The sequence below is a fragment of the Nocardia aurea genome (genome assembly GCF_003123685.1).
Taxonomy (GTDB): Bacteria; Actinomycetota; Actinomycetes; order Mycobacteriales; family Mycobacteriaceae; genus Nocardia; species Nocardia aurea.
On the sequence record NZ_QCYJ01000026.1, the window covers coordinates 1 to 7204 of the forward strand.

Genomic DNA, 7204 nt, shown 5'->3' on the forward strand with positions numbered 1-7204 from the left:
CCAATTCGGGTCCTGGCGGCTGCTGTTCGCCGTGGTGCTTCCCATCGCCGCCGTGATCACATGGCGCGGCCTGAAGCAGCTCAAGAACGTCGGAGAGCCCCAGTTCAGCACCATCGACTGGTTCAGCGTGGTGACCGCCGCTGCCGGCTTCGGCGGCCTGGTCTACGGGCTCAGCCGGTTCGAGGGCGGTGACGTCCGCGTCGCCGCCGCGATCGTGGCGGCCGGCCTGATCGCCATCGCCGTCTTCGTCGTCCGCCAGCTGTCGCTGCAGAAGCGCGGTGTGCCGCTGATGGACCTGCGCACCCTTCGCCACCGCACCTACACGGTCGCGCTGATCCTGATGTCGGTGGCCTTCATGGCGATGCTCGGATCGATGATCTTGCTGCCGCTGTACCTGCAGAACGTCCGCGCGCTGAGCCCCCTGCAGACCGGGCTCCTCGTGATGCCGGGCGGCCTCGCGATGGGGCTGCTCGGTCCGACCGTCGGCCGCCTGTTCGACCAGTTCGGCGGCCGGGTTCTGGTCATCCCCGGCGCGATCGGGATCACGCTCGCGCTCACCGGCTTCACGCAGGTCACGATGACCATGCCGTTCTGGCAGCTCCTCGCTCTGCACGCGCTGCTGATGGTGAGCCTTGCCGCGACCTTCACCCCGGTCTTCACCCTCGGGCTCGGAGCGGTTCCCCCGCCGCTCTACCCCCACGGCAGCTCGATCCTGAGCACGCTGCAGCAGGTCGCCGCGGCCTTCGGCACCGCGCTCGTGATCACCGTGATGAGCGCGCGATCCGATGCCCTGAAGTCCGCGGGAGTCACCGAGGCACTCGCCAACCTCGAGGGCATGCGGCTGGCTTTCATCATCGGCGCGGTGCTGTCCGTGGCTGTGGTCGTCGCCGCACTGCTCCTACCGGCCCGAGCGAACAACGCCGGTGTGCTCGAGGAACCCGCCGATGAAACCGGCCTGACGGCGGTGGAGCGCGAGGCTTGATCTCTCTTGTCGGGCGGGCTGCGCGCCTGCCCGACAAGCAGCGGATCAAGTTCCCCCGGAGGGGATCGCCCCATCATGACGGGGCGGGCCTCGGAGAATGCGGCGGGCTCAGCCGAGCGAGAGTGCCGCGATGACGATCAGAATCAGCATGAGCGCCAGTGCGCCCCCCGCGACCGCAAGCAGGGCGATCACGCAGCCCTTTCCGTTCCATGGTTGGGGGGCGGGGCCGAGAGAGCCTCGGGAGTAGGCCCACATGGGGGCGCGGTATTCGACTTCGAGCGCCATCCCGGGCTGGAGCCGGACCGTCAGGTCCGCGGGGCCGATCTGTGGGGGGAGGAAATAGGGCAGGTGGATGTGGAGGTGGTACTGGCCGGGAGGAAGCGGGATCGTGTTGCGGCCCCATCTGCCCAGCGTCTGGTGGCCGTTGAGGATGATTCTGGGGGTGATCATGCTCAGCATGAAGCCGATCCAGTGTCGCCTCACATCGAGGATGAGATACGCCTGCGCCCCGGAGGGTACGGGCGGGGGCGGCTGGCTCGGCTGGCTCCATGGGGAGAACGGCGCGGGCGGGTGCATGGCGCTCAGGCTACTTCCACCCGATCTGTCACGATGTTGTCGCCGGATGTTCCAGAGGGTTGGGCTGGGCCGGCGCACACGGGTCCTGGCATCCGGGCTCGTGTTCGAGCGGTCGAGCGGGTCGAGTGCTAGAGCGTCGTGCTGCCGTCGTGGACGCGCACAGGCACCAAGGCGCCCTGCGTTCGGGGGCCCGCTTGACGCGGGGCTGCTCCGGTGGCACGGGCGCGAGCATCTGGCGGCCGGGGTGACGATCCTGCGCGTGTCCGGCTCCGCGGACCGGCTCCCTGCGTACGCGGCCTGGGTGGTCGGCTAGGAGGGGCTCAAGGCGTCGCTGGACCGGATGGCCGGACAGGGAAGGGTTCTGGTGCCTGCGTTCACCAGTTGGGAGACCTTCGAGCAGGTCGCCCGGTCATGGGGTTCTGGCCGGTTCCGTGAGTCGTTTCGGGCGGACCACCCGTGCCTGGGGCCGTTGGTGTCGGTCGCCTACCGCGGTCGGATCATCCGCTGACTCTCCCGGTCTGCCTCGGGCCGACGCTCAGCCGAGGAACGTCGCGGTCGTCGCCACGAACCTGTCGGGGTCGTCGAGCCATGGATGATGGCCTGCCTCTGGTTGAACGGCGAACTCGGCGTTCGGGAACAGCTCGGCGAATTCGGCCGCGGCGCTCGGGGGCGTGTTCAGGTCGAACTCCCCGGCTAGCAGCAGCACCGGGGCGTGGAAGGCGGCGAGTGCCGTGCGAGTGGCGTCCGGGTCGAACGCGCCCTCGGCGCCGAAGGCGGCTGCGGCTTCGGCGTTCCGGTGGCTGTCGTGGGTCGCCTGATGGGCCTGTGCCGCCGCGTCCCATCGCCCGTAGAGGAAGGGGTCGATGGCCTTCCGGCTGCCGGTGGTGGCATTGCCGGCCACGATCTCCTCAAGAGCCGCGTAGGCCGGTCCGAACCAGGGCTCGTCCCTGCGGAGCCGCGCGGTCGCGAGCCGGGACTCCCGGTGGCCTCGATGCCGACGGCCCTGGTGCTGGGGGTGATCAGAGCGAGCTTGCTGACACGTGCCGGGCGTCGGGCCGCATAGAGAACCGCCAGGTTCGCGCCCGCGGAGTGCCCGAGCAGGTCCAACTGGTCAAGATCGAGGTGCTCGCGCAGGGCCTCGACGTCATCGACGAGCCGGTCACAGCGGTAGGACGTGGCGTCCGCCGGTGTCCCGGACCGGCCGGTGCCCCGAGGGTCCACCATGATCAGTTGCCGATGTGCCGACAGGCCGCCGAGGTCCCCGAGGTAGACCGAGTCCTGCATCGGGCCGCCCGGTAGGCAGATCACCGGGCTGCCCGCTCCGCACACGTGGTAGGCGAGGTCGGTTCCATCGTGTGCGGGAAAGGCGGGCATGGCCGTGATTCTTTCAGCGGCATTCCGGCCAGAGCAACTGGTATTCGACCGGGCGACCGCTGTTCGGACCCCTCCCTGGCTGCATGATCACGTCGGAGTGATGATCACGGTCGAATTGCGTGCGGTATGTGGCCGGCCGTGGATATTGACCTTCCGTTCCTGGGTCGAAGGCCGGTCCGGCGGCCCCGGATGTGGCTACCTCCGGGCGACTGGTTCGACTCCGGTCGATAACAAATTCGAGCCAGGGCTTTCAAGATCTTAGTAAGTAACACTATGTTCCGTTTGATCGCGATTACGGGGGTTGTCCGGCTCTACTGGTGATAGAGGAGTTTCGCATGCGCAAACGCGTGTATCGGAGCGTGCTGGCCGCCGTCACCGCGGCCTCGGCCATGGCTCTCCCCCTCGTCTCGGCCGCCCCGGCCAGCGCGGACCCCGATCCCGCGGCGTTCAGCAGGAGTCTCACCGCACCCACGGTGAAGCGGCACCTGGAGAAGCTGCAGGAGATCGCCAACGCCAACGGCGGCACGCGCGCCTCGGGTACCCCGGGCTTCGACCGGTCGGTGGACTACGTCGCCGGCAAGCTGCGCAAGGCCGGCTATCGGGTCACGCTCCAGGAGTTCGAGTTCCCGTTCTTCCGGGAACTGGAGAAGCCGGCCTTAGCGAGGACCGCTCCCAGCCCCAAGACGTACGTCCCCGATACGGACTTCGCGACCATGACGTACTCCGGGTCGGGTGACGTCAGCGGCACCGTGCAGGGTGTGGACCTGGTCCTCCCGCCGACCCCCGCCCCGAGCTCCACCTCCGGGTGCGAGGCGAGCGACTTCGCCGGATTCACAACGGGCAACATCGCCCTGCTCCAGCGCGGCACCTGCACCTTCCAGATCAAGGTGGAGAACGCGCTGGCCGCCGGCGCCAGTGCGGTGATCATCTTCAACGAGGGCCAGCCCGGCCGTGACGGGCTGCTGAACGGCACCCTCGGCGTCCCGTTCACCATCCCGGTCGTGGGCACCACCTTCGCCGCGGGCAACGAGCTCGCCGCGGCCGGCACCGCCGTCCAGCTCAAGACCAGGACCGAGAGCGACCTGCACCGCAAGACCCGCAACATCATCGCCGACCACCGCTCAGGCAACCCCGACAAGGTCGTCGCCCTCGGCGCGCACCTCGACAGCGTGGTCGCCGGACCGGGGATCAACGACAACGGCTCGGGCAGCGCGGCGATCCTGGAGACCGCGCTGAGGCTGGCGCCCCTGCCCACCAAGAACAAGCTCCGCTTCTACTTCTGGGGCGCCGAGGAGCTCGGCCTGCTCGGCTCCGAGCACCACGTGGCCAACCTCTCCGCCGAGGAGAGGGCCAAGATCAAGCTCTATCTGAACTTCGACATGATCGCCTCACCGAACTACACGTTCGGCATCTACGACGGCGACGACTCCGACGCTGTCGGCGCCCCGGCCGGACCGCCCGGATCCGACAAGATCGAGAAGCTCTTCGAGAAGTACTACACCACGATCGGCAAGCCGTTCGTCGGCACCGACTTCACCGGGCGCTCCGACTACGGCCCCTTCATCGAGGTCGGCATCCCGGCCGGTGGCCTGTTCACCGGCGCCGAGGGCATCAAGACCGAGGACGAGGCAGCGAAGTTCGGCGGCCAGGCGGGTGTGGCCTACGACAAGTGCTACCACCAGGAGTGCGACAACCTCGCCAACATCAACGACGAGGCCCTGGCGATCAACTCGGGCGCCGTGGCCACCGCCGCGCTGGTCTACGCCTACAGCAAGGAACTGCCCGGCAGCGGGACTCCCGGCTCCACCACTCCCGGCACCGGCGGTGGCGGTGACGACCACGATCACGGCCACACGGTGAGCGAGTAACACCTCCTCGGGTGAACGCCCTTCTCGGGTGACCACCGTCTCGGGTGAACGCCCTTTCGGGTGAACAGCGCACGGCCCCCGCCGTCTGGAAAGCGCAGGCGGCGGGGGCCGTGCTGTGCCGCCGAGTGGGGACGAGTTCGCGCTCTACCCGGGCAGCCGGGCGCGCAGGGCCTGGATGAGCCAGTCGAGTGCGGGGGCCGTGCTTTCCGGGGGCGGCCAGCCGTTGATGACGGCGAGGGACTGGAGGTACTGCTCCCTGCGGGGGTCGTTCGCGGTCTCCAGCCGGGTCAGCAGCCTGTGCCGGAGGTCGGCGTGGTCGGCGTGGCCGAGGGTGCGCGCGTAGTGCGCCGTGATCGCCGCCACGACGGGGTCGGCCTGCGGGGAGGCCGGAGCGAGGCCGGCCGTCAGGGCCGGGGCCACCTGGTCACGGACCATGGCGACCAGGTCGCGGCGCGGGACTCCTCCAGGGGTGTCACGCTCGGCCGCGTGCTGTTCGGCCACGCGCCGCAGGCCGGTGCGGAAGTCCGGGTCCTGCGACAGTTCGGCCAGGTCCACCCACGCCTCGATCTGCTCGGCGTTGGGGTCGTCGGGGAGTTCGGGGGTCATCGAGCACCTGATCGCCGTGAATGCCGGATCGGCGTCCAGGCCGCCGAAGGCGGCGTCTAGGAAGTCGCCGATCAGACGTCGGCGTTCATCCTCCGACAGCTTGGCGAGCCTGTGCATGAGTTCCATCTCCTCTGGGGTGGAGCCGCGCCTGGCCACAGCCGCCAGCACCGCGCGCCGCAGGCATAGCACCCGGATCCGCACCTCGAGTGCCTCGGCGTGGGCCGCGGCGACATCGGGAAGCGAGATCTCCCGGTCCACGATCTTCGTGATCGTGGGAAGGTCCAGGCCCAGGGCGCGCAGCGTTCGGACGAGGTCCAAGCGGGCGAGCGCGTCGATGCCGTAGAGGCGGTAGCCGGCCGGGCTGCGGTCGGTCGGCGGCACGATCCCACGGTCGGAGTAGAACCTGATGGTCTTGACCGTCAGGCCCGCCATCCGGGCCAGCTCGCCGATCGAGTAGAGCCTGTCGCCGTTCATGCGCTCACCCTGGTGCCTCCCTCTGGTGGAGACTCAAGCCCCGTCTCCGGAGTCAACCGCACATGAGCCGTTCCGCCGCGGCGATGGCGTCGCCGGCCATGCTCGCGTTGACCTGTACCACGACCACGCGGCGGCCGTCCTCGGTGCTCATGGCGGCGCCGCCGTACCCGAGTATCAGGCCGGAGTGGGTGAGGACGTGCACGCCGCAGCCCAGCCGCTCGGCGAAGACGCCGAACCTGCCCTCGCGCATCGCCCGGCCCTCCGGCCGGGCACCGCCGAAGAGGGACCGGTAGAAGGCGGCCACGTCCGCCGCGGTCGAGACGAGCCCGCCGGCGCTCCAGAAGATCGACGCGTGCACTCTGGCGGCCCCGTCCCGGCCGTGCGCGAGGCTCGCGGGCGTCAGGGTAGTCGGCAGCTCGGTCGCGGGGAGGGCGATCCGCTCTCGGACTAGCTGTCCGTACGGCCTGCGGCGCAGCTTCTCCAGGATCATGCCGAGGAGGATGTGGTTGGTGTTGGAGTAGGCGAAGGTGCCGGGCGGGCCCGCGGCGCCGGCATGGGCGACGAGCTCGCGCGGCGGCCACCTCTTCAGGTGACCGCCGCCCTTCAGCGCCCTGGTGAAGCCGGGCGAGGTCAGGTAGTCGGGGATGCCGCTGGTGTGCCTGAGCAGGTCCGCCACGGTGGCGCGGGTGCCGATCACGCCGGGGAGCAGGCGCTCGACCTCGTCGGTGACCGACAGCCGTCCCTCGCGTACGAGCTGGAGCACGAGGGCGGCGGTGAAGGTCTTGGTGATGCTGGCGATCCTGAACCGGTGGCCGGTCCGCATCGGCTCCCCCTCGCCGGCGCTGCCCGTGGCGGCCTGCCACACGCGCTCGCCGTCCAGGACGTAAGCCACCGCTCCCGGCGCGCCCGCGCGCACCAGCCGTTCGGCTTCCGCCCGGACATGCGGTGGCCCGGCTGGGGTCTTCGTCGGGGTGGCCGTGGGGGTCGCCGCGGGCCTTGGTGGGGTGGGTGGTCCGGCGGTGCACGCCGGCAGCGCCAGGAGCAGTGCGACGGCCGCGGCGCGTAAGCCCTTCCCGCAGCCCTTCCCATGGCGACGGCTACGGGCGCCGCGCGGCATCGGTGCGGCAGAGGTGGGGGCCGGCGGGGGCGTTTTAGTCGTTCTGCTGATTGATATACATGTCTCCGGCTGATTGCTGGATTCGCGCTTGATCGTAGCCAGTGGCGTTCATCTCTATTCGCGGTGAATGCGGTGGGGCCTGTGAGGCGAGAGGTGCGATCTTCTCGGCGATGAGGCGGCGTAAGGCGGTCGCGAATGCGGGGTCGG

6 protein-coding genes and 1 pseudogene are annotated in these 7204 nt (G+C 69.7%); 2 read left to right on the top strand and 5 right to left on the bottom strand.

The window, feature by feature from the left end:
- A partial coding sequence (locus DAT37_RS10395; protein WP_109524551.1) for an MFS transporter occupies positions 1-982 on the top strand: 982 nt, incomplete at its 5' end.
- Positions 983-1090: 108 nt separating this feature from the next.
- Here DAT37_RS10395 and DAT37_RS10400 read toward each other — a convergent pair.
- From DAT37_RS10400 to DAT37_RS46360, 3 genes and pseudogenes are all read right to left on the bottom strand, one after another.
- Positions 1091-1465, bottom strand: coding sequence for a hypothetical protein (locus DAT37_RS10400; protein WP_232839653.1), 375 nt, complete (start codon positions 1463-1465; stop codon positions 1091-1093).
- Positions 1466-2093: 628 nt separating this feature from the next.
- Positions 2094-2459, bottom strand: a complete 366-nt coding sequence (locus DAT37_RS45335) for an alpha/beta fold hydrolase (protein ID WP_232839654.1) — start codon at positions 2457-2459, stop codon at positions 2094-2096.
- A 149-nt stretch (positions 2460-2608) separates the two neighbouring features.
- Positions 2609-2932 (bottom strand): annotated as a pseudogene (locus DAT37_RS46360) (alpha/beta fold hydrolase); the annotation flags it as partial.
- Between the two features lie 335 nt (positions 2933-3267).
- Between DAT37_RS46360 and DAT37_RS10410 the strand changes: the two are divergent.
- Positions 3268-4800, top strand: coding sequence for a M28 family metallopeptidase (locus tag DAT37_RS10410; RefSeq protein ID WP_109524552.1), 1533 nt, complete (start codon positions 3268-3270; stop codon positions 4798-4800).
- A 144-nt stretch (positions 4801-4944) separates the two neighbouring features.
- Here DAT37_RS10410 and DAT37_RS10415 read toward each other — a convergent pair whose 3' ends face one another.
- Positions 4945-5880 (bottom strand): MerR family transcriptional regulator, encoded by a 936-nt coding sequence (locus tag DAT37_RS10415; RefSeq protein WP_109524553.1) that lies wholly within the window; start codon positions 5878-5880, stop codon positions 4945-4947.
- Positions 5881-5932: 52 nt separating this feature from the next.
- Positions 5933-6997, bottom strand: coding sequence for a serine hydrolase domain-containing protein (locus DAT37_RS10420; RefSeq protein ID WP_109524554.1), 1065 nt, complete (start codon positions 6995-6997; stop codon positions 5933-5935).
- Positions 6998-7204: the final 207 nt, after the last annotated feature.

Coding starts and splice junctions, on each gene's coding strand:
- DAT37_RS10420 (WP_109524554.1), bottom strand. CDS start 6,997: ATGCCGCGCGGCGCCCGTAGCCGTCGCCATGGGAAGGGCTGCGGGAAG.
- DAT37_RS10410 (WP_109524552.1), top strand. CDS start 3,268: ATGCGCAAACGCGTGTATCGGAGCGTGCTGGCCGCCGTCACCGCGGCC.
- DAT37_RS10415 (WP_109524553.1), bottom strand. CDS start 5,880: ATGAACGGCGACAGGCTCTACTCGATCGGCGAGCTGGCCCGGATGGCG.